Below are 25,456 nucleotides of genomic sequence, written 5' to 3'. Positions count from 1 at the left end.
CCCCGGTAAAGTACAACTATCTGAGCTATATCCACGGTTTTAATGAGGAGAGGGAGGTGAAGCATGGCACGCTACACGTTGCGACAGCTTGAGATCTTCATTGCTGTTGCAGAGCACGGAAGCATGTCGGCTGCAGCAGACGCCTTGCTTGTGTCGCAGTCGGCGGTCGCTGGAGCAATCAACGCCTTGGAACATGCTTTTGGAGCGCAACTGACGATACGGCGCAAGGCCCACGGCGTGGCACTTACTGCCGCCGGGCGGTACGTCCTGGACCGGGCCAAGGGGCTGCTCAACGCGGCTTCCGATTTGGAGCTTCATGCCGCGGACGCGGGAGCCGAGTTGCGTGGGTCCCTGACCTTGGGCTGCTACAGGACCCTTGCGCCTACGGTCCTGGCCGCACTCATTGACGACTACAGCCGGCAGTATCCATTCGTCGAACTCGACTTCTTCGTTGGTCCGCAGTCCGAGGTGCAGAGCGGCCTGGCAACTGGATCCCTGGACCTCGCCATCGCCTACGACCTGTCACTGCCCAACGGGCTGGTGAGCCAAAGACTCTTCGACGCCGTGCCAGCGATCGTCCTCGCCGCCGACCACCCACTTGCCGCGCACCCGGCGCTGGGACTGACAGACGTAGCTGATGAACCGATGATCCTGCTGGACGTCAATCCCAGCCGGGAAAACACAATGATGATGTTTTCCAGTGCGGGTATAGAACCGAACATCAGGTTCAGGACCTTGGATTACGAGGTCACCAGATCGCTGGTGGGACGCGGCATGGGCTACGCGATCCTTGTCCAGCAACCCGCATCCAACCAATCCTACGAGGGGCGCCCACTCGCGGTCCGGCCCATCGAGCCCCCAGTGCGTAACGTTCCCGTATCCATCACCTGGCCCGCAGCAATCCGGCCGTCCCGAAGCGTCGAGGCGATGATCACACTCGCCGCGCAGCTATACGGCAAGCCAACCAAAGGTTGATCTGCCACATAGGGGTGTCCTGCCAGATAACGACAGCTTGTCGCGGCCGCTTTGCGGATACCTAACGAAGCTGTACTTTGGAGGCCTCCATACTCGAGGCCCGAAGACCGTCGTGAGTTCAGCCGTTGATGATTTGGGGGACGCCGAGGGCTTTGAGACCTTCGACGCCGAATTCCAAGCCGTAGCCTGACTGCTTGGCGCCGCCGAAGGGAACGCGTGGGTCGACGGCTCCGTGTTTGTTGATCCATACGGTGCCGGCCTGGATCCTTGCTGCAACTTCGCGGGCAGCTGCGGGATCGGATGACCAGACTGAGGCTCCCAGCCCGACCTCGAGGCTGTTGGCCATGGCGACCGCTTGATCGATCGTGCTGTAGCGGATGATCGGCAAGGCCGGGCCGAATTGTTCCTCAGCCACGAGTGGATTGTCGTTGTCGATGTCCGCGACCAGAGTAGTGGGGTAGAAGTAGCCAGGTTGTTCCTGCGGCGGGTTGCCTCCCATCAGGACGCGCGCACCGGAGTCTTTGGCGGACTCAACCAGCCTGTTCACGATGTCGAACTGCTGCTTGTTCTGCAGGGGGCCGAGAACGCTGGTCTCGTCCAGCCCGTTGCCCATCGGAGCAGCAGCGGCAACCGCACTGAGTTCTTCGCAGACCGCGTCGTAGATGTCCTCGTGGACGTAGAGGCGTTTGAGGGCTGCGCAGGTCTGTCCGGTATTGATGAACGCTCCCCAGAACAGACCCTCGGCAATAGCTTTGGGGTCGGCGTCGGGCAAGACGATGCCTGCGTCGTTTCCGCCCAGTTCCAGGGTGAGCCGTTTGACCGTGTCGGCGGAGGATTTGATGATCGCCTTGCCCGTGGCGGTGGATCCGGTGAACATGATCTTGCCAACAGCCGGGTGTCCGGCCAGACGTTCCCCGACCTCACGACCTCCTGAAATGACGGTCAGGAGGCCTTCGGGCAGTTCCTCGTTGATGACCTTAGCCAGGGCCAGCACGCTCAGCGGGGTGTATTCGGAAGGTTTAACGACCACGGAGTTACCCATGCGCAGGGCGGGGGCGATCTGCCAGGTGGTGATCATCATGGGCCAGTTCCAAGGTCCGATGGCGCCGACGACACCGATGGGTTTGTAGTGCAGCTCGGCGCGGGTTTCGCCGTCATCCACGACCGTCTCTGGTTCCAGGACGGTAGTAGCGGTAGCGCGAAGCCAGGCGACACAGGCGCCGACTTCGAAGCGGGCGTTCAATCCGTTCAGCGGCTTGCCCTGCTCACGGGAAAGCAGCCGTGCAAGCTCCTCAGCGGAACGTTCGACAGCATCGGCCGCCCTGAGCAGAGCGGCGCTGCGGCCATCGTGCCCCAGCGCCGCCCATGCCGGCTGGGCGTTTGCGGCAGCGGCGACCGCGCGGTCCAAGTCCTCGACAGTATGAACGGGCGCCTGACCGACAACTTCACCGGTCGCGGGGTCCAGCATCGTCCTCGTGTCGCCGGCGCCGCCCGTGATTGAGGCCAAAAGTGCTTCGTAGCTTTCCATGATTACTCCACTTCGCGTAGTTAGTTGCTCGGGGATCTTTCTGACTCTGTGGGTACTCGGTTCTGAGTGGCTAGCGGCACTAGGCGAGTATTGGTTATTTTGCTGTGTTGTCGCGGTCCTGGGCCGGCATGCCACCATCAGTCCTCAGATCGTCTGCTGGGTCCTGTGAACCACCGAAACCGATGCCTAAGTACACGCCGGGCCGGCGGGCCTTGAGGTACAGACCCCAGCCGAGACCAGCGACGCCCGGCAGAAGTACCAGTGCCGGCAAAATCCAGGACAGTGCAGAATCGCCCTCGGCGCCGATCAGGACGTCAAAGTTGACCAGTATTACCGTGAGAACTGCTCCAAGAAGGACTGCCGACAGTCCCGGTGCCACTGCTCGCGTCCATGCCGTGTGCTGGCCGGCGTGGCGGCGGAAGTAGCCGATGACTGCCAGGGAAGTCATCACGAGCAGAAGCACGAGTCCCACCGCTCCTGCGTTGGTGAGCCAAGTGAAGAGCGTCAGGACGGGGAAGAGCGGACCAAGTTCGGAGCTTGCCCCTGCAAGGGCGAAACAGACCAAAACAACCAGAGCGAAAACGGACTGCGCGAGGGAACCGGCTACAGGAGCATGAGTCCGGGGATTTACACCGGCCAGCCAGCGGGGCAAAACGCTTTCCCGCCCCAAGGAGAAGGAGTAGCGCGCCACAGCATTATGGAAAGCAATCAAAGCCGCAAGGAGACTGGTTATGAACAAGATCTGGGTGATGTCGGTAATCACCTGCCCGGCATGTTCTGCCAAGAAGACAAAAATGAGGTCAGGCCCTGCTTCCTGCGAACTGGCCACGACATTGCCTGGACCGGTCGCCACGGTCATGGCCCATGATGAAAATGCGTAGAAAGCGGCGACAATACCGACAGCGACGTAGGTTGCCCGCCCGATAGCACGTTTGGGGTCCTTCACTTCTTCGCTGTAGATAGCTGCCGACTCGAATCCCATGAAGGCAGCGATGCTGAATGCCAGGACTGCTCCCAGCCCGGGAACCAACAGGTTGGACGGATCCAGACCAGCTCCCGAAACACCTTCGGGTGCTACCGAAAAGGCCAGCACATCAAAGACGATAACGGCCAGGAATTCAAGGCCCACAAGCACGGCAATGACCTTCACTGACAGGTCCACTTTGTTGATTCCCAGCCACCCGACAATGATGAACCCGGCCAGCGCCGCCGCCCACCAGGGTAGGTCCACTCCGGTCTTGCTTGCCACAAAGGATGCGGAAGCAAAACCGAAAAGGCCGTAAATGCCGACCTGCATCGCGTTGTAGGACACAAGGGCGACCCACGACGCTGCCACGCCAACAGCGCGGCCTAGTCCTTGAGCTACGTAGGCATAAAACGCGCCTGCGTTACGAATGTGAGCACTCATGGCTACGTAGCCCACCGTAAACAGGGCCAGCACTCCTCCCAGGAGGAGAAACGAAAGGGGCACCCCGACGTTCTCCGTCACGGCAAAGTTACTGGGAACGCCACCGGCGATGACTGTAAGTGGCGCCGAAGCAGCGACAATCATGAAGACGAGTCCCGGAACACCTATGGTCTGGCGGTTAAGGGAGGGCAACGCATTGGCCGTCAGCGGTGACGAAGTTTTAGGTTGCAAGTAATGCTCCAAAAGAAGAACAGGGAAGTGGCCCTGCGAACGGGGTGGGACTTGAGACGTTCAGCACAGATCAGGCACTGCGCCTACAGGAAATGGAAGGATGCGGCTTGCCATCCCCCGATGTTGGGCGAGGAAGGCAGCAACCTCGAAATCACTTATTCACACACTGAGCACCGCAGCCGGCAGCTGCTTCAACCCGGTTGAAGCAACGCACAGCGGAGACCATCCAGGGACATCAGGGACTCTGCCGGTAGTGACTAGATCCATCCAATACCTCGGTGGAGTAGCAACGAACGTTGTGTCGCGCAACACATTCCACTCAGGCTAAACCCACGAGGACTCATCTGTCATCTTTTTTCCACAAACGTCGAAAAAAAACTTCAGCTTGCGCCGTGATGCGGAGCTATTCTGGCAAGTAGCTGCTCGGGCTCCTGCCCGGAGGTTGTACCGCTTGACGCACAAACTCGGAGAAGGCCTGGGTGCGCGGCGAGCCCCTGCCAACATCGGTTCGGTCCGAACCGCTGCTCTGTGGCACACCCGGCCACTCGACCATCACCAGCAACAGCGCGAGACGTCCACTACCAGGCTGAATGACACTGTCAATATTCAATGCCGTAACAGGAAACGCAGCCCCTGTTGCCACAGCCTTGGTTTGGCTTTGAATCAGGTGCTGACGCCTTCCGGTCGAAGCAGGGCCAGATAGCCCTCAAGTTGAAGGGCATGTTGAAAATCCCCTTTGCCGGCAGGTGCAAGGGCCGCCTCAATCTGCGCACCGAGCAGCATGTTCAGGAGCTGGCCGGCGAGGACGGAGTCCTCCACTGTGGTGCTTACGTCGCCGGCCTTCCTTGCCTCGGTTAGCCAGCGCCGAATAGCGTCGAGCCATTCAGCCATTGAACGCTGGTGAATAAGCGCCTTTTGGGGGTCGTTGACCGCCTTCTGCCAGAAGGGAATAACTATCCGCGCCTCGTTAGCACGTTCCTCGTCCAAGGGAAGAACCTCGAGGCAGAACGCTCGCAAAGCGGCAAGACCGGACTTGCCGGCGGTTACGTTGGAAATTCGCTGATTGGTGCGGTTGAAGACATGTCCAAACGCGAATTCCAGGAGCGTCTCCTTCGTTGAGAAGTAAGGTTTCAGCGCCCCATTGGCGAAGCCCGCCTCCATCGCAATCTCCCGCATGGTGGCACCCTCGATGCCATGGCGTGCAATGATCCGCCACGTGGCATCCAGCAGCTCCAGGCGACGCTCATCATGGTCAACAACTTTTGGCACGCTGCCCCTTCCGGGAAACATCTCGCTTCAACTCTTGTGATCCATCTAACCTCAGGTTATTATCTACAGGTATAGAAAATAAACTCTCCGGCCGGCAACGGTCTTAAGTAAGGTCGACGATGACACTCGCACATGCAGACGCAGACACCCAGTACCGCCTGACTTCTGGCGACGAAATCTCCCAGGTCCAGGCAATCCTGCGGGCAGCCGGCCACCTTGAGCCCCACCACCGCATTGCCTATCTGGGGCTCCTGGAGCCTTCCCGCGGAGCCACCCCGGAGGAAGCAGACCGGCGCTTCCGCATCTTCATCCACGATGTCTCCGGCGGCACGCCGCATGACGTCGTCGTTTCGGTCACCAAGCAGCATGTGGAGTCCGCCGTCATCCTCGATACCGCCCGGACCGGCGAACTGCCCGTTCTCGAGGAAGAGTTTGAGGTGGTGGAGTCCCTGCTGGCCAGAGACGAACGCTGGCTTACCGCCTTGGCGGCACGGGACCTGGACGTCAGCAAGGTCCGGGTGGCGCCGCTCTCTGCAGGCTCTTTCGAGTACACCGAAGAGAAGGGCCGACGCATCCTGCGCGGCCTGGCTTTTGTTCAGGAGTTCCCTGAGGACAGTGCCTGGGCGCATCCCGTCGACGGGCTGGTGGCCTACGTTGATGTGGTCAATAAGGAAGTCACCCAGGTCCTGGACCTCGGACCCATGCCGGTCCCGGCCGAGCACGGCAACTACACTGATCCTGAGCTGACCGGGCCGCTGCGCACCACGCAGAAGCCCATCAGCATCACCCAGCCGGATGGCCCCAGCTTCACCGTGACCGGCGGGAACCACGTGGAATGGGAAAAGTGGAGCGTGGATGTCGGGTTCGACGTCCGCGAGGGTGTGGTCCTGCACAACCTGGCCTTCCGTGACGGGGACCGGCTGCGGCCCATCATCAACCGGGCCTCCATCGCCGAAATGGTGGTCCCGTACGGCGACCCCTCACCCATCCGGTCCTGGCAGAACTACTTCGACACCGGCGAATACCTGGTGGGCCAGTACGCCAACTCCCTGGAGCTCGGCTGCGACTGCCTCGGCGACATCACCTACCTCAGCCCCGTCATCTCCGACGCCTTCGGCAACCCGCGGGAGATCCGCAACGGCATCTGCATGCACGAGGAAGACTGGGGCATCCTGTCCAAACACTCGGACCTGTGGAGCGGGGTTAACTACACCCGCCGAAACCGGCGCTTGGTGATCTCCTTCTTCACCACCATCGGCAACTATGACTACGGCTTCTACTGGTACCTCTACCTGGACGGGACCATCGAATTCGAAGCCAAGGCCACCGGCGTCGTTTTCACCTCCGCGTTCCCTGAGGGCGGCTCGGACAACATCTCCCAGCTCGCCCCTGGACTGGGCGCGCCGTACCACCAGCACCTCTTTGGCGCTCGGCTGGACATGGCCATCGACGGATTTACCAACAGGGTGGAAGAGGAGGACGTCGTCCGGCAGGCCATGGGCCCGGGCAACGAGCGCGGCAATGCCTTCTCCCGCAAGCGCACCTTGCTCACTCGCGAATCCGAGGCGGTCCGTGAAGCCGACGCCCGCGCCGGCCGGACCTGGATCATCTCCAACCCTGAATCGCGCAACCGCCTGGGCGAGCCCGTGGGTTACAAGCTCCACGCCCAAAACCAGCCCACCCTTCTCGCGGACCCGGGATCCTCAATCGCCAGGCGCGCGGCCTTTGCCACGAAGGACCTCTGGGTCACCCGCTACGCGGAGGACGAGCGTTACCCGACGGGCGATTTCGTGAACCAGCATGGCGGCGGGGCGGGCCTGCCCGAGTACGTAGCGCAGGACCGTGACATCGACAGCCAGGACATCGTGGTCTGGCACACGTTCGGCCTCACCCACTTTCCCCGTGTTGAGGATTGGCCCATCATGCCGGTGGACACCGTGGGGTTTAAACTCCGCCCGGAGGGCTTCTTCGACCGCAGCCCCGTCCTGGACGTACCTGCCAACCCGAACAAGCAGAGCTCAGGGTCCTGCCATAGCGAGGGTGATAACGGTGGCTCTTGCCACTAGTCCCGCTGTTGCGGCCACGGACTGGAAACTAGTGACGACGACGGCGGGACGGGTCCGGTCAGCCGGGCCCGTCCTGCACCCCCGGGTGTGCGCGGCGGTTACCTCGGTCTCCTGCCTGGTCCACTTGTGGGTGGCGGCGTCGGGCCGGCATGGGGTCTGGCTCGGCCTTCTAATGCTTGTACTCGCCGCCGTGTGCGTGCCCTGCCTTGAGCACATCTGGCGGCACAGCAATGTAGGTGCCCTGCAGCGTGTCATGGTTTGCGCGCTTTCCATGGTGGCCCTCCACGGCATGTTGCTGGTGGGCGGCATAACAGAGGGACACACACACTTGGCCCACCACGGCGATCAAGGTTCTGCAAGCAGCCAGACCGGAACCTTGCTGGCCATTGTCGGACTGGAGCTGATGACGGGGCTGCTTGCCGCCACGCTGATCGCCCGGTTGCGGACCAACCAACGTGCAACATTGCACGGTAGCCGCTGAGGTGGCGCAACCATCCACATACGACTCTTGGCCAGCGGGCTGGCAGGGACGAATCGGCCCTGCTTCGCCCAATCAGAATGTACATCCACCGGTCAACTGGCCGCATAAGCAATACGGGAGGAAAACATGCCCCGAGGCCGACCCCTGCTACGACCGCCGAGGAAAGTTGAGGGTTACCCCCTCGACTACTTTCCCCCGCAAGATGCGGAATATGTCCGCGACTGGACCAGCCTGCAAGCGGGGGAAAAGGTGTGCTTTGTTGAAAAGGACGCACATGAGTTGCACGGTCAAGTTGACGCTGTAACAGACGATGGCACGATCCTGTGGCTGTATGTCGACACGGGCCTTGGACGCAGACTGGTTTCACGCCTTGACGGCGGTCTCGTTTGGCGTGTCAGGGGGACTTCGTAGCCGCCCAAGCAGAAACCTGATCAGAGGATCGGTCGCCGGCCGCATCATTATCGATGTCCCTTTTTGCCCCGTTTTGTCCTGAGGACGAAAGGGCGCAATCAGCACCAAGTTCGGGAGAGCGAGGGCAACGCCATCTGGCTGGACGCCGGCATGTGCAGCCCGTACGCTTTCTACCAGTTCTGGCTCAACACAGCCGATGCGGATGTGGTGGACCGGTTGAAGGTGCTTACCTTCCTGAGCCGGGCCGAAATCGAAGACATCGCAACGGCTGTTGCCGAACGTCCGTTTACCAGGGAGTGCCCGCGGAAGCTTGCCTCGCAGTGACGTCCCTTGTTCATGGAGGGGACCACCGAGAAGGTGATCGCGGCTTCGGCTGCCCTCTTCGGCAACGGTGACCTGGCGGCGCTGGACCCCGAGACGCTGCAGGCAGCTTCCGCGGAAATAGCAACGACGGAAGTTAGCAGAGACAACTTGGCCATGAGCAGTCTGTTCGTTGCCACTCGGCGCGCGACCAGCAACTCCGCAGCCCGCCGAACTATCAGCGAAGGTGGGGCATACTTCAACAACGCTCAAATTGCCTACGCTGAGCATGTAGTCCCGGCGGAGGAACTCATCCATGGAAAATTCTTAGTCCTCCGCAAGGGCAAAAAGACCCTCGCCATGGCCGTCATCACAAGTAGCTAGCTACTTAAACAGCAGGAGCACTGCACGCCACGGCGTGCAGTGCTCCTGCTTATGAACGGCCCCTAGCCGTTGATGACCTGGGGGACGCCGAGGGCTTTGAGGCCTTCGACGCCGAATTCGAGGCCGTAACCGGACTGCTTTGCTCCGCCGAACGGGATGCGCGGATCTACGACGCCGTGTTTGTTGATCCATACGGAGCCGGCCTGGATACGGGCTGCCACTGTGCGGGCTGCGGGGAGGTCGGAGGACCAGACCGACGCGCCGAGTCCGACGTCGAGGGCGTTGGCCATTTCGACGGCCTCGTCCACGGTGCTGTATTTGATGATGGGCAGTGCGGGGCCGAACTGTTCCTCGGCCACAAGCGGGTTGTCGTTGTCGATGTCCGCAACCAGGGTGGTGGGGTAGAAGTAGCCGGGCTGGTCCGTGTCGGGGTTTCCGCCCAGAAGCACGCGTGCGCCGGAGTCTTTGGCCGCCTCCACGAGGTTGGCGACGATGTTGTACTGGGATTTGTTCTGCAAGGGGCCCAGGACGTTGTTTTCGTCCAGGCCGTTGCCCATCGGCATCACGGCGGCGACGGCTGTGAGTTCCTCGCAGACGGCGTCGTAGATGTCTTCGTGGACGTACAGGCGCTTCAGGGCCGCGCAGGTCTGGCCGGTGTTGATGAAGGCGCCCCAGAAAAGGTCCTGGGCGATTGCTTTGGGGTCCGCGTCGGGAAGGACGATGCCGGCGTCGTTGCCGCCGAGCTCCAGGGTGAGGCGTTTGACGGTGTCCGCGGAAGATTTGATGATGGCCTTGCCGGCTGCGGTGGAGCCGGTGAACATGATTTTGCCGATGGCGGGGTGGTCGGTCAGGCGGGCGCCGACCTCCCGGCCGCACGAGACCACTGACAGCAAACCTTCGGGGAGTTCTTCGTTAATGACCTTGATCAGCGCAAGGACGCTCAGCGGCGTGTTGCCGGAGGGCTTGACCACCGCCGCGTTGCCCATCCGCAGGGCGGGGGCGATCTGCCAGACGGTGATCATCATAGGCCAGTTCCAGGGCCCAATGGCCCCAACGACACCAATGGGCTTGTAATGCAGTTCGGCGCGGGTTTCACCGTCATCCACAATGGTTTCTGGTTCCAGATGGATCGTGGCCGCGGCGCGGAGCCAGGCCGCGCAGGCGCCGACTTCGAAGCGGGCGTTGGGTCCGTTCAGCGGCTTTCCCTGCTCACGGGAGAGCAGCTGCGCGAGTTCTTCGGCGGAGCGTTCTACGGCGTCGGCTGCCTTCAGGAGCGCAGCGGACCGGCCGTCGTGGCCCAGCGCAGCCCAGGCCGGCTGCGCGGCAACAGCAGCGGCAACAGCGTTCTCCAGGTATTCGAGATCGTGAAGGGGAGCTTCGCCGACCGTCTCGCCCGTTGCTGGGTTAAGGATGGTTTTCGTGGGGCCGAACGAGGGGGTGATGGACGCGAGAAGCGCATCATAGGATTCCAAGAGATACTCCACTTCGGGTAGTCGTTTGAGTGCAGCCGGAATGGCTGGACGGAGTTCCACAGTTTTTGTTGACTGCGAGTTGATTAACTGTCTTTTGCGCATGGCTCTTGTCGTAGGGAGATCGACAAGAGCCCAGATGCTTGAGGGGTTTGGGTCAGCGGGCGTAGGGGTCGGCGATGCCGATGTATTGGGTGGTGGTGTATTCGGCGATGCCTTCGGTGCCGCCTTCGCGGCCGAGGCCGGATTGCTTCACGCCGCCGAAGGGTGCTGCTGCGTTGGAGATGACGCCGGCGTTGAAGCCGACCATGCCGAATTCGATCTGTTCCGCCACCCGCAGCAGGCGGTTGAAGTCATGGCTGTAGAGGTAGGACGCGAGTCCGTATTCACTGGCATTGGCCAGCCGGATGGCGTCTTCCTCTGTGGCGAAGGTGGTGACGGGGGCGACGGGGCCGAAGATTTCCTGGCCCAGGATCGCGGCATCGTTGGGAACGTCTGCGAGGACGGTGGGCTGGTAGAAGTAGCCCGCGCCGTCCACGGGGGCGCCGCCGGTTACGGCTACCGCTCCGGCGTCGACGGCGGCAGTAACGAGGGCGTGGACGTCGTCGCGGGCGCCGGCGTCGATCAGGGGACCTACCTGGGTGGCGGGGTCGGTACCGCGTCCGGTGGTCAGGACTCCCATGGCGGCGGCGAATTTCCGGGTGAATTCGTGCGCAACGGATTCCTGGACGAGGAACCGGTTCGCGGCGGTGCAGGCCTCGCCCATGTTCCGCATCTTCGCCGCCATCGCACCTTCGACCGCCTTGTCCAGATCGGCGTCCTCGAACACGATGAACGGTGCGTTGCCGCCCAGTTCCAGGGAGGTCCGCAGAACGTTCTGCGCCGCGTCGGCCATCAGGCGCTTGCCCACAGGGGTGGAGCCGGTAAAGGAGACCTTCCGCAGCCGGGAGTCCTTCAGCAACGGGCCGGAAATCCCCGAGGCCGACGAGGATGGGACAACGTTCAGCACACCGGCAGGAAGGCCGGCGTCAATCATGGTCTGGGCAAAAAGCTGTGCTGTGAGCGGGGTCAGCTTGGCGGGCTTAAGGACCATGGTGCAACCTGCGGCGACGGCCGGTGCGACCTTGCGGGTGGCCATCGCCAGCGGGAAGTTCCAGGGCGTGATGAGCAGGCAGGGACCGACAGGCTTGTGCTGGACCAGGATCTTGTTCTTTCCCTCCGGGGAGGTCAGATAGCGGCCGTAGTCACGAACGGCCTCTTCGGAGAACCAGCGCAGGAATTCGGCGCCGTAGGCCACCTCGCCGCGGGCCTCTGCCAGGGGCTTTCCCATTTCCAGGGTCATCAACAGCGCGAAGTCCTCGGCCCGTTCGGTGATCAGATCGAAGGCACGGCGCAGGATCTCGGCCCGGACTCTCGGTGCGGTCCGCGCCCAGGAAGCCTGAACCGCGTCGGCGGCGTCCAGCGCGGCAACCGCATCCTCGCTGGTGGCAGCGGCGAGGGTGGCAAGCACTTCCCCGGTCGCAGGGTCGTGGACGTCAAACGTGCCGCCGTCGGACGCGTCCCGCCACTCGCCGTTGATAAGCAGGCCGGTGGGCACGGAAGCGAGGAGGGACGCTTCCCGTTCCTGTGGGATGGCAGGGGAGGTTACGGGCAAAGTCGTCATGCGGGTCTCCTGAAAAAGTGTGTGGGCGGGGATGGGCCTGATGGGTCAGTGGTACCGACAGGCCCAACCACGGGGTTAGTAACTGGCGGGGGTGTCGCCGTCGGTGGCCTTGATGTATTGGGCAGCGAGGGCTTCGGAGCCCCTCGCCAGAAGGGCGACGTCGGCCCCCACCAGGATGAAGTTGGCGCCAGTGTCCAGGTAGTGCTGGGCGGTGTCAGGGTTGAAGGCGTTCACGCCCGCCGGCTTGCCAGCTGCCTTTGCAGCTGTCAGGCAGCGTTCGACGGCGGTGCGCACTTCGGGGTGTTCCTGTTGGCCGAGCAGGCCCATGGACGCGGCGAGGTCGGAGGGTCCGACGAAGATGGCGTCGACGCCTTCGACTTTCAGGATGTCCTGCACCGATTCCACGGCGGCGGTGGATTCGATTTGGACGGTGACGCTGATCGTCTCGCCGGCGCGGGTCAGGTAGTCCGGGACCCGGTTCCAGCGGGCGGCCCTGGCCAGGGCGGAGCCGACACCGCGGACGCCCTGGGGCGGGTAGCGGGTGGCGGCCACTGCCGCTTCGGCTTCGGCGACGGAGTTGACCATGGGGATGAGCAGGTTCTGCACGCCGAGGTCGAGGTACTGCTTGATCACCACGGTGTCGTTCACGGGCGGGCGGACCAGGGTGTGGACCGGGTAGCCGTGGATGGCCTGAAGCTGGGCGAGGATGGATTCAAGCCCGTTAGGGCTGTGTTCGGCATCGACCAGGAGCCAGTCCAGGCCGGACCCGGCGCAGAGCTCGGCGATGAGCGGGCTGCCGGAGCATATCCACATCCCGGCAAGCGGCCGGTTGGCCGCGGCGAGGGCGTCGCGGAAGGTGTCCTCTATCCGAAGCGGCATGTCACACTCCCCAGGGGCCCGTAATCGGCATGGACGGTATCGCCTTTGTGAACCCAAAGCGGGCGGGTGAAGGAACCGGCGAGGATGATGTCCCCGGCCTTGAGCGAGTCCCCGTGCGCGGCGATCTTGTTGGCCAGCCAATGCACCCCATTGGCGGGATGGTCAAGGACCCCGGCGGCGACGCCGGTTTCCTCCACAGTCTGGTTCTTGTACAGGATGGCCGAAACCCAGCGCAGGTCCACGGCGTCCGGCTTCACCGGCCGTCCGCCCACCACCATGGCACCCATCGCGGCGTTGTCCGAGATGGTGTCCACGATGGTCCGGCCCTCCATCTCGATCCGGGAGTCCAGGATCTCCAGGGCCGGAACCACGTAGTCGGTGGCCTTCAGTACGTCAAAGATGGTCACCCCCGGGCCCTTCAACCCGTCCTTGAGCACAAACGCGAGTTCCACTTCCACGCGCGGGTGGGTGTACTGGTCCCACTCCACCGAGCAGCCGGTCTCGAGGACCATGTCATCGAAGATGGCCCCGTAATCCGGCTCGGTGATGCCGGTGGCGTCCTGCATGGCCTTGGACGTGAGCCCGATCTTGCGCCCCACCAGGGTCCGGCCCGCTTCCTCGTTCCGGCGCCGCCACAACTGCTGCACCGCATAGGAGTCCTCCACCGTCATCTCCGGATAGCGGGCCGTCAACCGCGGCACCGGGGTCCGGGAACGCCCGGCTTCCAGCAACTCGTCTGCGATGGCCTCAATCGTCTTCGGCTCCAGCATTCTGCGCTCCTCAGGGTGGTACAAATCGTTCGGGTGTAAGGGCAGCCGGTCCCGCTGTTGCGATACGGAATCGGCTGCCCAGTCAGTGCTAGAGCTGCGCGCCGAGCTTGAAGCCCTCAGCCCCGGCTGTTTCGCTGGGCCGGGTGTAGGAGAAGCCGTCCGCGCCGACGGTGACTGCCATTTCGGAGGCGTCGGTGCGTTCGATGACGGGCTGGGGGTTGCCGTCCAGGTCCAGGACCAGGGAGGCTTCGGTGTACCAGGAGGGGACGACGGGGTTGCCCCACCAGTCGCGGCGCTGGTTGTCGTGGACGTCCCAGGTGATGGTGGGGTTGTCCGGGTCGCCGGTGTAATAGTCCTGGGTGTAGATCTCGATGCGGTGGCCGTCGGGGTCCAGGATGTAGAGGTAGAAGGCGTTGGACACGCCGTGCCGGCCGGGGCCGCGTTCGATCCGGTCGCTGATGCGCAGGGCGCCCATTTTGTCGCAGATCTGGATGATGTTGTGCTTTTCGTGGGTGGCGAACGCGACGTGGTGCATGCGGGGTCCGTTGCCGCCGGTGAGGGCGGTGTCGTGCACTGTCTGCTTGCGGTGCATCCACGCAGCGTACGTCACGCCGTCGGAATCCTTGATGTCCTCCGAGACGCGGAAGCCGAGGTCCTCGAGGTACGCGCGGCCGCGGGGCACGTCCGGGGTGACCTGGTTGAAGTGGTCCAGGCGGACCAGTTCGCCGGCAGAGTAGAGGTCGTAGCGCTGGGTGAGGCGCTCCACGTGCTCCACGTCGTAGAAGAACTCGTAGGGGAAGCCCAGCGGGTCCTCGACGCGGACGGAGTCGCCGATGCCCTTGGTGAAGCCTTCCTTGCGCCGCTCAACCCGGCAGCCGAGCTCGCGGTAGTAGGCCTCGGCGGCGTCCACCTCGGCGGGGGACTTCACCCGGTAGGCGAACGCGGCGACGGCAGCCACCGGCCCTTTGCGGAGCACCAGGTTGTGATGGATGAACTCCTCCAGGGAACGGAGGTAGATGGCGTTTTCGTCTTCTTCGGTGACGTGCAGGCCCAGGACGTCCACGTAGAACTCCCGGGACTTGGCGAGGTCGGTGACCACGATTTCCATGTAGGCGCAGCGGACGATGTCCGGTGCCGGGACGCTGGGGGTGGGGACAAAGTTGGTCATGATGGTCTCTCTTCTTCGAGCAGGTTCTTGAGTTTGTAACGGGGGAAGGGGCTTAGCCTTCGTTGGCGGCGGAGGCTTCGATGCTGCCGAACTTGGGGGTGTGGACGGTGCCGAGGGTGATGTGGACGGCCTGCTGGTCGGTGTAGAAGTCGATGGAGCGGTAGCCGCCCTCGTGACCGAGGCCCGACGCCTTGACGCCGCCGAACGGGGTGCGCAGGTCGCGGACGTTGTGGCTGTTCAGCCACACCATGCCGGCCTCCACGTTTTGCGAGAAGTTGTGCGCGCGGGTCAGGTTCTGGGTCCAGATGTAGGCGGCCAGCCCGTACTTGGTGTTGTTGGCCAGGGCGAGTGCTTCGTCGTCATTCTCGAAGGGGGTGATGGCCACGACGGGGCCGAAGATTTCCTCCTGGAAGATCCGGGCGTCGGGGGCGACGTCGGCGAACACCGTGGGTGCGATGTAGTTGCCTTCGGGGAGGTGCTCCGGGCGGCCGCCGCCGGCCAGGAGCCGGCCTTCGGACTTGCCGATCTCCACGTAGGAGGCCACCTTGTCGTAGTGTTCCGGGTGTACCAGGGCGCCCACCTGGGTCTTGGGGTCGTGCGGGTCGCCGACCACGATGTTCTTGGCGCGGGCGGCATACTTTTCGCAGAACTCGTCGTAGATGGCGCGCTCGACTAGGATGCGGGAGCCGGCGGTGCAGCGTTCGCCGTTGAGGGAGAAGACCCCGAACAGGGCGGAGTCGATCGCTGCGTCAAGGTCGGCGTCGGCGAACACGACGCAGGGGGACTTGCCGCCGAGCTCCATGGACAGGCCCTTGAGGTTCTCGGCCGCGTTGCGGAAGATTGTCTGCCCGGTGGTGGTTTCGCCGGTGAAGGAGATCAGAGGGACGTCAGGGTGCTTGACGAGTGCGTCGCCGGCTTCCTCGCCGAGGCCGTTGACCAGGTTGAAGACGCCGTCGGGCAGCCCGGCGTCCTTGAAGATGGTGGCCCACAGTGATGCCGAGAGCGGGGTGAACTCGGCGGGCTTGAGGACCACGGTGTTGCCTGTGGCCAGGGCCGGGGCGAGCTTCCAGGATTCGAGCATGAACGGGGTGTTCCAGGGGGTGATGAGCCCTGCGACGCCGATCGGCTTGCGGTTTACGTAGTTGATTTGTGAGCCGGGGACCTTCATGGCGTCGTCGAACTGGGCCACGATCAGGTCAGCGAAAAACCGGAAGTTCTCCGCTGCCCGCAGCGCCTGGCCCTTCGCCTGGGTGATGGGCAGGCCGGTATCGAAGGTTTCGAGTTCGGCGAGCCGGGCCTCCTGGGCCTCGACGGCATCGGCGATCCTGTTGAGAATGCGGGCCCGTTCGCGGGGCTTCATCCTCGGCCACGGGCCGTTCACGAACGCTTCGCGAGCGGCTGCGACGGCGAGGTCGATGTCTTCTTTCTGCCCGGCCGCAGCCGTGGCGTAGTTCCGGTTGGACACCGGATCCAGCACATCGAAGGTCTTGCCGCCCACGGAGTCAACGAACTGGCCGTTGATGTAATGCTGGATGTGGGTGGGAAGGTCCTGCGGCACGTAATGCGTGGCGGTCTGTTCTGCAGTGAACGTCATTGTTGTTTCCTTACTGCTCGAATGGGGTCTTTGGTAGGACGAGGGGTCAGAGGTTTTTGGCCTGGCTCAGGTAGGCGTCCAGGGTGGCGGAGCGGTGCAGCCGGGCGGTCTTCTCGATCTCATCCGCGTCTGCTCCGGACTCGATGAGCTGCAGCAGTGCCTCATGCTCGTCCACGGAGTCGCGGGCCCGGCCGGGAACAAAGCGGAACGTGGAGGACCGCAATGATGCGAGTCGGTTCCAGCCGCGGTGGACGAGGTCCAGGATGTGCGGGTTGGGGCAGTGCTCGAACAGGACGCTGTGGAAGTCCTGGTTCAGCTGGGTGAAACGGACGGGATCGAAGTGGTGGAGGCACTCGCGCAGGTCCTCGTTCACCGCGCGGGCCCGGGCGATGTCCGTCTCACCAATGAGTGGTGCGGACAATGCGGTGGCGGCGCCTTCCACGATGCTCAGGGTCTGCATGGTGTAGAGGTATTCGGTGGGATCAATCCCGGAAACCGTTGCTCCCACGTTGCGTTCAAACGTCACCAGGCCCTCGGCCTCGAGGCGGCGGATGGCCTCCCGGACCGGGACCACGCTGAAACCGAGGTCCTTGGCAATGGCAGCCAGGACAAGCCGGTAGCCGGGGGAGTAGGCACCTTCTACGATGCGGGCCTTCACGGCCTGGTACGCCTGCTCGGACTTGCTGCCGGCGATGGTTGAACCTGGCAGATCGGTAACGGCTGTTTCAGTCATCTGCGTTGCCTGCTTTCCATTCCTTATACCGAGCCTGCCACTCGGCGTTCATCGGGTACAGGCCGTCCACGCTGTTGCCCTGCTTCACCATTTCGAAGATGAAGGCTTCCTCCTTTTCCTGCTGGATGCAGTCCTCCACCAGTTCTTCGGCGATGGCCGGCGGGATCACCAGGATGCCGTCGGAATCGGCCACGATGATGTCACCGGGCTGGACAGTGACCCCGCCGCAGGCGATGGTGATGTCCGTGTCCCAGGGGATGTGGCGGCGGCCCAGCACTGCGGGGTGCGGGTTGGCGAAGTAGGTGGGCATCTCCAGGCCGGCCACGGCGGTGTAGTCGCGGACGCCGCCGTCGGTAATGATCGCCGCAGCGCCGCGCACTTGGGCGCGCAGGGCAAGGATGTCACCCACGGTGCCGGTGCCCTTCTCGCCCCGGGCCTCCATCACCAGGATCTCACCCTCGTTCACGGAATCGATGGCGCGCTTCTGGGCGTTAAAGCCCCCGCCATGGGTTTTGAAGAGGTCCTCGCGGTTGGGGACGTAGCGCAGGGTCCGGGCCAGGCCCACCACGCGCCGGTCGGGCCGGGTTGCCTGCAGGCCGTCGATGCTGACGTTGTTCAACCCGCGCTTGCGCATCTGCGAAGACAGGGTGGCCGTGGCGACACTTTCCAACTTGGCCTTCAACTCAGGGGTCAGGACACTTGCTGCTTCGGGCAGCCCGGCGGCTTTGCGCGATCCGTACGCTTCCTCGCGCTGCAGGTCATCAACCTTTGGCCCGGCGCCAAAGCCGGCGAACGTCGTCGTGCCTTCCTCCACCCGGGTAACCAGACGGCCTGTGGACAGGTCCCTGGCAGAGACCTCCACTTCGAGGACGTCCCCGGGCTTGGCGACGGATGCGCCGGCGGGGGTGCCGGTGAGGATGATGTCCCCCTCTTCCAAGGTGAGCAGCTGGGACAGGTCCGCCACCAGCCGGGCGAACGGGAAGAGCAGGTCCTCCGTGGTGTCATCCTGGACCAGTTCGCCGTTGTGCCAGGTACGGATGCGCAGGCCGGCGGGGTCGACGGCCTCTGCCGGGATCAGTGCCGGGCCCACTGGAGTGAAGCCGTCCCCGCCCTTGGACCGAAGGTTGGAGCCCTTGTCTGCCCAGCGCAGGTCGTAAACGCCCAGGTCATTGCTGGCAGTCACCGCCGCCACATGGCTCCACGCGTCCTCGAGCCCGACGCGGCGGGCGGCCTTGCCAATGATCAGCGCGATCTCGCCCTCGTAGCCAAGCAGTTCACAGCCCGCGGGCCGCTCCACACTGCTGCCGCTGAGTGAAAGCGACGACGACGGCTTCAGGAAGTAGGACGGCTGGGCAGGGGTGCGCCCCCGCTGTGCAGCGCGGCTGGGGTAGTTAATGTGGACCGCGATCACCTTCCGTGCCGCTGCCAGGGTGTCCCCGTTGACCTGCTCCAAAGCTGTCTCCTCATCAAGTACGAAATCGTATACGAACAACGATGAGGTGCCTCACTGGATCCGTCAAGCCCCCGAATTCTGCCGGTTTTCTGCGCCCTTGTCGTCCCCGTCACATGTGCCGTACAGTATTTGCCGAACCCATGCGTTCAAATATAGAAAAGCTGATTCGCATAAAGAACACTTATTGGTGAATCAAAGCCCACAGTGAAGTGAGGAAAGCCCGTGCAGTTCCACCACCACGGTTATGTATCCGGGGACCCTCGGGTTCAGCCCGCCGCCGGGGTCGGTATTGACCGACCCGCAGATCTCCCCGAAGAAGTTGACGTCCTGATTGTTGGTACCGGCCCGGCCGGGATGCTCGCCGCAGCACAACTCTCGCAGTTCCCGACCGTCACCACCCGCATTATCGAGCGGCGCCCCGGCAGGCTTGCCATTGGGCAGGCGGACGGTATTCAGGCGCGGAGTGTCGAGACTTTTCAGGCCTTCGGCTTCGCGGAGCGGATCATTGCTGAGGCTTACGCGATCACCGAGATGGCGTTCTGGAAGCCGGACGTCAACGACCCGTCGCGCATTGTCCGCACCGCCCGGACCCCGGACGACCCCGCTGGTATTAGCGAGTTCCCGCACCTGATCGTTAACCAAGCCCGAGTGCTGGACTATTTTGCCGAGTACATGGCCAATGCGCCCACCCGCATGGCGCCCGACTACGGTTACGAGTTCCGGGGTCTTGAGGTGGGGGAGGGGGAGTACCCTGTCAGCGTGACTCTGCTCCACACTGCCGGTCCCCATGAGGGTCAGGAGCGCATCGTTAAGGCCAAATACGTGGTGGGTGCAGACGGTGCCCGGAGCAAGGTGCGCCAGGCTATCGGCTGCACCCTCGCCGGCGACGCAGCCAACCACGCCTGGGGTGTCATGGACGCACTCGCCGTCACCGACTTCCCGGATATCCGTACCAAGTGCGCCATCCAGTCCGGCTCAGGCGGGAGCATCCTGCTCATTCCACGTGAAGGTGGCCACCTCTTCCGCATGTATGTCGACCTCGGCGAAGTCGACTCCAACGACAAGGGCGCGGTCCGGAACACCAGCATCGAGGAAATCATCCAGAAGGCCAACGAGATCCTCCAGCCCTACACGCTTGATGTGCGGAACGTTGCGTGGCACAGCGTCTACGAAGTGGGCCACCGGCTCACGAACAGGTTCGACGACGTCCTGCCGGAGGACCGCGGCACACGGACCCCGAGGGTGTTCATCACCGGCGACGCCTGCCACACGCACAGCGCCAAGGCTGGCCAGGGGATGAACGTCTCCATGCAGGACGGCTTCAACATCGCCTGGAAGCTTGGGCACGTGCTCGAAGGCCGCAGCCCAGAGAGCCTGCTCGCCACCTACTCCGCGGAACGGCAGGTGGTGGCGAAGAACCTCATCGACTTCGACAAAGAATGGTCCACCATGATGGCCAAGAAGCCCGAGGAGTTCGAAAACCCCTCGGACCTCGAAGACTTTTACGTGCGGACCGCCGAGTTCCCGGCCGGATTCATGACCGAATACGCCCCATCCATGCTGGTAGCCCAGGCAAAACACCAGCACCTCGCCACCGGATTCCCGGTGGGCAAGCGCTTCAAGTCCGCACCCGCGGTACGGGTGGGCGACACCAACCCGCTGCACCTCGGCCACCACGCCACCGCGGACGGCCGGTGGCGCATCTACGTCTTCGCCGACGCGGCACCGGCAGGTGCGCACTCAGGCGTGGCGGACTTCGCCGAGTGGATCGCACACGCGCCGGAATCACCGCTGGCTGCGACGCCGTCGGACGCTGATCCGGACGCCTGGTTCGACGTGAAGGTGGTCTACCAGCAGCCGCACACCGCCGTGGACATCGGCGCCGTTCCCGCCGTGTTCAAGCCGCAGGTCGGCCCGTTCAAGCTGACCGACTACGAAAAGGTGTACGCCACCGACCCCGCCGCCGACATCTTCGAACTACGCGGACTGGACCGCGGCGGTGTGGTGGTGGTGGTGCGGCCGGACCAATACGTCGCCAACGTCCTTCCGCTCACGGCGACGGCTGAGCTGGGCGCGTTCTTCGCACCCCTGCTGAATAACCAGATGGCATCGCCACTCCCACCTGCATAGTTGCAAGGTGCTCCTGCCAAGCACTCAGCACTTGGTAGTAACAGGGGTGAGGCGAATGCCGGCGGCAAACCCGAGGGTACGGGACGCAGTGTCTGCGCCCCGAACAGTGCGCCACGTCGTTGGCACCTATGGCTTGCGGTGCCCGGGTCTGGCCGTCAGTGGCGAGGGCCTCGAGCCTGGTCCGGGTTGGTCCCCGAATGGCAGATGGCCGGCCGGGCTCCAGTCCGTCTAAGGACCCGACGCGACGAGCCGAGCCGAGTCCATAACTGGACCTCCGAGAAACGTCACTCGCATAGCCCGATGAGGAGATGAGATGTTCAGATACAAATCTGGAGCAGTGGAGGGCTGCGGGCCCACAGTGCTCAAGCAATGGGTGGTACGGTGCTGCAGCTTTGCGCAGGCGGTGCAATCGATGCTTACCGCCGGCATGCGGTCTCACATGGCTAGATCTGTCATATCCGCTCTTGGTCAAGGCCTGCAGCACGGCGTGGTGTAGCCCGGAACCTTTTGACCAGTCACGCCGGGATCGCGGAGATTACTCGCGGGTCCAAGGTGTATCCAAACCGGCTCCGAGCGCGCCAATCGCGAGCGGTATCTCCTTCAAGGGACACCTGACCGGCGTCATGGCAGCTCTGCCGCCGTTTTCCTTCCTAGTACGGTAATAGACGATTGAGCTCCCCGGCGAAGATTGGTGCTTCGAGGGTTGAGAGGTCACACCAATCAATTGGTGCGCGTCCGTGATGAAATTGACCGAGGCATGAACGGAGCTCGAATGGTGGTGCTTGACGCGTTGGAGCGGCAGATTGTTGCTGCCCTCCAACTGGACCCGCGTTGCCCATGGAGCAAGGTGGCAGCCGTGCTTGGGGAAGCTGAACGGACTGTCGCTCGTCGCGGACCGCAACTGTTGGAGTCGGGCGCTGTTGCCGTGGTGGGGGTGCGGCCTAAGCCGGCTGCGGTGCTCGTGGAGATGCGTTGTACCCCAGGTACCGTTCGGGCGGCCGCCCAGGCACTCGCGCAGCGGGCCGACACTACTTTCGTATACACCACAACTGGTACGGGAGACTGTGTGGCAGAAATCCTCACCGAGCCAGCGCAAATGGGCAATGTGTTGTCGGATGAACTGCCTTCCACCATCGGTCTCCGGGATTCCACGAGCTACCCAGTTCTCCGCTACTTTCGGACAATCCGGGGATGGCGGCCAGAGCTCCTCAGCACGGACCGCGTGGAGGCATTCCTCTCCGGCCGGTCGGCTGACTCGGGCGCCTTGGAGGCGCCGCAGGAGTTGAGTCGACAGGACAACGAGCTGATCGATGCACTGTGTGCCGACGGCCGGATGAGCTTTGAAGCATTAGGGCGCCGGGTCGGTGTCTCGGAAGCGACGGCGAGGCGGCGCAGTGAATGGCTGTTGGCCAACCAGCAGGTTCAGTTGAGGGCTGTGGTCGCACCGAACGAGGCGCCTCCGAAGAACGGCATGGCGTGCGCACGCGTAGGGGTAAAGAACGGCAACGGGAGGGAAAGGACCCCGGGTACCCCCAGTGCCTCGGCGATGTGCGGCCCGGCAAGACATTTGGGGTGGTACACGACGACGTCGGGGCGCGCCTCCTGGGCTGCAGCCCAGCACTCCGCGTTCAACTCCCGCATCGCGGACGTCATGATCCCAAGAGTTCGCAATGCATCCCGGGGACCACTCAGCTCGGGCATAACCTCCTGCACAAGGCGCAGCATCGTCGAGCCCGCGGGCTCGTGGGTAATGGTCCCGGGTCCGGCATGTGGCACGAACTCCGCAAACGCTTCAGGAACAGCGAGGGTGACGTCATGTCCCGCGCCTGCAAGCGCACCGGCGAGGGCTGCATAGGGCTGAATGTCGCCGCGGGTACCGAAAGACATAATCAAGACATGCATGGCAGGCTCCTTCAACGGATTCCTTGGCCGCCCAAAGGCGGGGCGACGTCGCCGCCGACCAGGCTTCCCGGCCCACCCGATTGGGATGCTACACCTTCAATTTGTGATGGGCCCGGACCTTTTGCAGGGCATTGCGTTGCGTCTTGGCGGCAGCGGAAAACAGTTCCCACTGCTTCTGTAGTCGAGGCAAGGAAATGCTTGTCAGATTGGGGCGTGCTTTATCTGGACGCAGTCATGGAATGTAGCGGTGGCCCTCGTCGTCTCGCAACTAATGATGAGTGTCGATGCCGAGGCACCGCGTTGCGATATGTAGTTGGAAGAATCGACGGGTCCCGGGATACACCTACGGGCACGGTGCGTACAGGCAGTCGGGAGACGTCTCGTTTCCCAAGGGATACGAGACGGTGGCGGTATCCATGTGCAAGACGACACGCGCAACACGGCGGGCGTAGTAGCAGGCCACGACTGGGACGGCGAGTGGATTGATGCCGTAATGATGGGTAGCTCCCGTCCGACCGGCGCTGATAGTCACAGGAATCAGTCCCGGATCCGTACTGCCGTTTCCCTGAGATAAAGGTCCACCCGGGTGTAGGCGTCTCGGGTCAGGGCCTTCCACAATTCGAGCGCAAGCCGCTCATCCTCCGACTCCAATCGCGATATCGCGTCCGCCGTGAGGAGTTTGATGGTGACCTTTCCTGTGGCCTTCACCGTGGTTTCCTGCCGATCATCGCTGCCCAGCGCAAGTTCTCCGAAGGTCATCCCCGCACTCAGCGTAGTCAGTTTCACCCGGTGCCCGCTGGGACCGAGCACCGACGTGGTGACGCCGCCGGACAGGATGAAGAACACTCCACCGAAGTATTGCCCGATGCGGCGGATGACGTCGCCGTCGTTGTAGGTTCGGTCTTCCATCCGGTCGGCGAGCTTTTGGATGTCCTCATCGCTGAGCGGACTCAGGGCGGGACACTGCGCGATGTTGACCTGACTCGGCAAATCCAGCTCGGTGCCATAGGTCTCGATGAGCCGGTTCTCGCACCATTCGACAGCTGCCGTCCGTGTGTCAAAAGTCGGGACGTCACGGTCGACGTCCCGAAAAGCATCGGCGAGCGTACCTTCCGCATCTATCAGCACCAGCTCCCGGCCATCAGCGACGAGGTTCTCACGAACCTCGGCAAGGAGGCGCATCGATACGTCCGCAACCTCGTCCACACGACGCAAGTCGAGGATGATGAGCTCCACCTCATCGTTCAGATTGCTCAATTCCCGGACCATCGACTCCGTGCCGGCGAAAAGGAGGTCGCCGTTCAGCTCAACCACACGGGCGCGGTGACCATGGTCGCGGAGGAGGTCCGTAGCCTCGTCACTACGCCGGATACCCGAGGGAGCAGCCGACATGTCGTAGCTCGAGCGAATTGCGGACTTGCCGACACGTGCCGCGCGGACAAAATGGAGCTCCATATCCTGCGAAAGCCGCTGGCTCGTTGCTATGCCGCGCACGCTGCTGCCGTGCTCGTCGAGCGGCGGGGAATAGACAGCCAGGCCCACCTGGCCGGGGAGCACAGAGATGATCCCGCCCCCGACTCCACTCTTCGCAGGCATCCCGACGGTACTGATCCAGGATCCGGCGTCGTCATACATTCCGCAGGTGGTCATGACCGAGAGGACCCGCTCCACCGGCAAGATCTCCATCACCTGTTTCCCGGTCATGGGGTTCCGGCCGCTGTTGGCAAGGGTTGCCGCCATGAGGGAGAGGTCCAAACAGTTCACCAGGACGGAACACTGGCGGAAATAGTCTTCGATGACCGGCACCGGGTCATTCTCGATGATATCGAAGGACCGCAACAGGTACGCCAATGCCCGGTTCCGGTGACCATGCTTCAGTTCCGAGGCGAAGATTTCCTCGTCGATGGACAGTTCTCTTCCTGCGAAGGCCGAGTACGTGTTGACGATGCGCTTGATCCGGGTGTTGCCGCCCGACGCTTTGATCAGAGAGGTCGCCGTGAGGGCACCGGCGTTGATCATTGCGTTCGCCGGCCGTCCTGTCCCTTCGGCGAGGGAGATCTCGTTGAAGGAATCCCCCGAAGGCTCGACGTCAACCTTCTCGTCCACCTTGTCCAGGCCGAGGTCCGCCAGTGCCAGACCGTAGGTGAAGGGCTTCGAGATGGACTGGATGCTGAACTCTTCCCGGGTGTCCCCGATCTCGTAGATATACCCGTCCACTGTTGTGAGGCAGATCCCGAAGTTGTCAGGGTTGACGTTCGCCATGGCCGGAATAGTGCTGTAAGGCTTTCCGTCCTTCAGTTCCGAAATCTCCCGATGAATCCGCGCCAGGTAGCCTTCGATTGGAGATTCCATAGGAGCAACACTATGGGGAGGTATGCGCGGTGCTCAATTCCGTATTATTCAGCGCCTCCTACGGCTGTCCATGATGATCGAGGGCGATCCCGAGCATCCACACATCTTGGCAACGGGCGTGCACTCCTGGGTGGGGCGGATGTCGTCGTCATGGGTCATCCCGGGTGTGCGGACGTACATGGCCGGCAGGTCGCCGGAGAACCCTGCGAGGGCCAGACCGGCGAGGCGGCTCGGGATAAAGGGCAGCAGTAGAGCAGCACCAAGCCCGATCGCCATGAACTTAGTGCAGG

General features: G+C 63.1%; 18 protein-coding genes and 2 pseudogenes. 6 read left to right on the top strand and 14 right to left on the bottom strand.

The annotated features are described in order from the left end of the window. The first annotated feature begins 63 nt into the window (after positions 1-63). Positions 64-975, top strand: coding sequence for a LysR substrate-binding domain-containing protein (locus AC50X7_RS02530; RefSeq protein WP_494977603.1), 912 nt, complete (start codon positions 64-66; stop codon positions 973-975). Positions 976-1,093: 118 nt separating this feature from the next. On the opposite strand, the gene AC50X7_RS02525 is transcribed toward AC50X7_RS02530, so the two are convergent. The 3 genes from AC50X7_RS02525 to AC50X7_RS02515 form a co-directional block, all read right to left on the bottom strand. Continuing rightward, on the bottom strand, positions 1,094-2,503 hold the full coding sequence (locus AC50X7_RS02525; protein WP_494977602.1) for an aldehyde dehydrogenase family protein: 1,410 nt from the start codon (positions 2,501-2,503) through the stop codon (positions 1,094-1,096). A gap of 94 nt (positions 2,504-2,597) precedes the next feature. Next, entirely contained in the window at positions 2,598-4,142 is a 1,545-nt protein-coding gene (locus AC50X7_RS02520; protein WP_494977601.1) for an APC family permease, read from the bottom strand. 663 nt (positions 4,143-4,805) lie between these two features. Continuing rightward, positions 4,806-5,411 (bottom strand): TetR/AcrR family transcriptional regulator, encoded by a 606-nt coding sequence (locus tag AC50X7_RS02515; protein ID WP_494977600.1) that lies wholly within the window; start codon positions 5,409-5,411, stop codon positions 4,806-4,808. A 119-nt stretch (positions 5,412-5,530) separates the two neighbouring features. Between AC50X7_RS02515 and AC50X7_RS02510 the strand changes: the two genes are divergently transcribed. From AC50X7_RS02510 to AC50X7_RS02500, 3 genes and pseudogenes are all read left to right on the top strand, one after another. Next, positions 5,531-7,477 carry a primary-amine oxidase gene (locus AC50X7_RS02510; protein WP_494977599.1) on the top strand — a complete coding sequence of 649 codons (1,947 nt, stop codon included), beginning with the start codon at positions 5,531-5,533 and terminating at the stop codon, positions 7,475-7,477. Then, a complete protein-coding gene (locus AC50X7_RS02505) occupies positions 7,461-7,958 on the top strand; it encodes a hypothetical protein (RefSeq protein WP_494977598.1) in 498 nt (165 codons plus the stop codon). The genes AC50X7_RS02510 and AC50X7_RS02505 overlap by 17 nt, the downstream gene beginning before the upstream one ends. A gap of 525 nt (positions 7,959-8,483) precedes the next feature. Then, a pseudogene (locus AC50X7_RS02500) lies at positions 8,484-9,053 on the top strand (tyrosine--tRNA ligase); the annotation flags it as partial. Positions 9,054-9,115: 62 nt separating this feature from the next. Here the strand turns inward: AC50X7_RS02500 and AC50X7_RS02495 are convergent. The 8 genes from AC50X7_RS02495 to AC50X7_RS02460 form a co-directional block, all read right to left on the bottom strand. After that, positions 9,116-10,525, bottom strand: coding sequence for an aldehyde dehydrogenase family protein (locus AC50X7_RS02495; RefSeq protein WP_494977597.1), 1,410 nt, complete (start codon positions 10,523-10,525; stop codon positions 9,116-9,118). Positions 10,526-10,679: 154 nt separating this feature from the next. Beyond that, positions 10,680-12,185 carry an NAD-dependent succinate-semialdehyde dehydrogenase gene (locus AC50X7_RS02490; protein ID WP_494977596.1) on the bottom strand — a complete coding sequence of 502 codons (1,506 nt, stop codon included), beginning with the start codon at positions 12,183-12,185 and terminating at the stop codon, positions 10,680-10,682. Positions 12,186-12,260: 75 nt separating this feature from the next. Next, a complete protein-coding gene (locus AC50X7_RS02485; RefSeq protein ID WP_494977595.1) occupies positions 12,261-13,064 on the bottom strand; it encodes an HpcH/HpaI aldolase family protein in 804 nt (267 codons plus the stop codon). Then, positions 13,049-13,834, bottom strand: a complete 786-nt coding sequence (gene hpaH / locus AC50X7_RS02480; RefSeq protein WP_494977594.1) for a 2-oxo-hept-4-ene-1,7-dioate hydratase — start codon at positions 13,832-13,834, stop codon at positions 13,049-13,051. Before hpaH ends, AC50X7_RS02485 begins: the two co-directional genes overlap by 16 nt. 88 nt (positions 13,835-13,922) lie before the next feature. Further along, the gene (gene hpaD / locus AC50X7_RS02475) at positions 13,923-15,002 is read right to left on the bottom strand and encodes a 3,4-dihydroxyphenylacetate 2,3-dioxygenase (protein ID WP_494977593.1); all 1,080 of its coding nucleotides are present in this window, start codon (positions 15,000-15,002) and stop codon (positions 13,923-13,925) included. A gap of 52 nt (positions 15,003-15,054) precedes the next feature. Further along, a complete protein-coding gene (gene hpaE, locus AC50X7_RS02470) occupies positions 15,055-16,596 on the bottom strand; it encodes a 5-carboxymethyl-2-hydroxymuconate semialdehyde dehydrogenase (RefSeq protein WP_494977592.1) in 1,542 nt (513 codons plus the stop codon). Between the two features lie 46 nt (positions 16,597-16,642). After that, positions 16,643-17,329: a GntR family transcriptional regulator gene (locus AC50X7_RS02465; RefSeq protein WP_494977591.1), complete on the bottom strand. Its 687-nt coding sequence runs from the start codon at positions 17,327-17,329 to the stop codon at positions 16,643-16,645. Next, positions 17,322-18,782 (bottom strand): fumarylacetoacetate hydrolase family protein, encoded by a 1,461-nt coding sequence (locus AC50X7_RS02460; protein ID WP_494977590.1) that lies wholly within the window; start codon positions 18,780-18,782, stop codon positions 17,322-17,324. Before AC50X7_RS02460 ends, AC50X7_RS02465 begins: the two co-directional genes overlap by 8 nt. 222 nt (positions 18,783-19,004) lie before the next feature. On the opposite strand from AC50X7_RS02460, the gene AC50X7_RS02455 reads away from it, so the two are divergent. Beyond that, the gene (locus AC50X7_RS02455; protein WP_494977589.1) at positions 19,005-20,912 is read left to right on the top strand and encodes an FAD-binding monooxygenase; all 1,908 of its coding nucleotides are present in this window, start codon (positions 19,005-19,007) and stop codon (positions 20,910-20,912) included. A gap of 772 nt (positions 20,913-21,684) precedes the next feature. Then, positions 21,685-22,359 (top strand): annotated as a pseudogene (locus tag AC50X7_RS02450) (Lrp/AsnC family transcriptional regulator); the annotation flags it as partial. On the opposite strand, the gene AC50X7_RS02445 reads toward AC50X7_RS02450, so the two are convergent. The 3 genes from AC50X7_RS02445 to AC50X7_RS02435 form a co-directional block, all read right to left on the bottom strand. Then, positions 22,335-22,799 carry a glycosyltransferase gene (locus AC50X7_RS02445; RefSeq protein WP_494977827.1) on the bottom strand — a complete coding sequence of 155 codons (465 nt, stop codon included), beginning with the start codon at positions 22,797-22,799 and terminating at the stop codon, positions 22,335-22,337. The pseudogene AC50X7_RS02450 and the gene AC50X7_RS02445 sit on opposite strands and share 25 nt — an antisense overlap. Positions 22,800-23,351: 552 nt before the next feature. Then, a complete protein-coding gene (glsA, locus tag AC50X7_RS02440) occupies positions 23,352-25,166 on the bottom strand; it encodes a glutaminase A (RefSeq protein WP_494977588.1) in 1,815 nt (604 codons plus the stop codon). 48 nt (positions 25,167-25,214) lie between these two features. Further along, positions 25,215-25,442: a hypothetical protein gene (locus AC50X7_RS02435; protein ID WP_494977587.1), complete on the bottom strand. Its 228-nt coding sequence runs from the start codon at positions 25,440-25,442 to the stop codon at positions 25,215-25,217. Between the last annotated feature and the right edge of the window lie 14 nt (positions 25,443-25,456).

It is taken from the genome of Pseudarthrobacter sp. Hb11, from assembly GCF_059383655.1.
Note: the sequence above shows the minus strand (reverse complement) of the source record. Positions and strands in the feature narration are given on the sequence as shown.